The sequence below is a fragment of the Micromonospora sp. AMSO31t genome (assembly GCF_008868175.1).
Lineage (GTDB): Bacteria > Actinomycetota > Actinomycetes > Mycobacteriales > Micromonosporaceae > Micromonospora.
On sequence record NZ_WBKT01000342.1, the window covers coordinates 1 to 480 of the forward strand.

The window sequence follows — 480 nt, forward strand, 5'->3', positions numbered from 1 at the left end:
TGCTCACCCACCGGATCGCCTACCTGCTCGCCGCCCGGGACGTCCACCCCGGTGAGATCATCGCGATCACCTTCACCAACAAGGCGGCCGGCGAGATGAAGGAGCGCGTCGCCGCGCTCGTCGGGCCGCGCGCCCGCCTGATGTGGGTGTCGACGTTCCACTCCGCGTGTGTCCGGATCCTGCGCGCCGAGCACGAGCACGCCGGCCTGACGTCGACCTTCTCGCTCTACGACGCGGACGACTCCCGGCGACTGATGCAGCTGGTCACCCGCGAACTCGATCTCGACCCCAAGCGCTACCCGGCGCGCGGGCTGGCCGCCCAGGTCTCCAACCTGAAGAACGAGCTGGTCGACCCGGAGCAGTTCGCCGCGCGGGCGTCGGGGCCCAACGAGCGGGCCCTCGCCGAGGCGTACACGCTGTACCAGCGCCGGTTGCGGGAGGCGCACGCACTCGACTTCGACGACCTGATCATGACGACGG

At 70.4% G+C, this 480-nt stretch carries 1 protein-coding gene; it reads left to right on the plus strand.

Annotated elements, in window-relative coordinates; translation table 11 throughout:
• Window positions 1-480, plus strand: a 480-nt coding sequence (locus F8274_RS30860; protein ID WP_151465924.1) for a UvrD-helicase domain-containing protein, incomplete at both ends; no start/stop codon positions are given.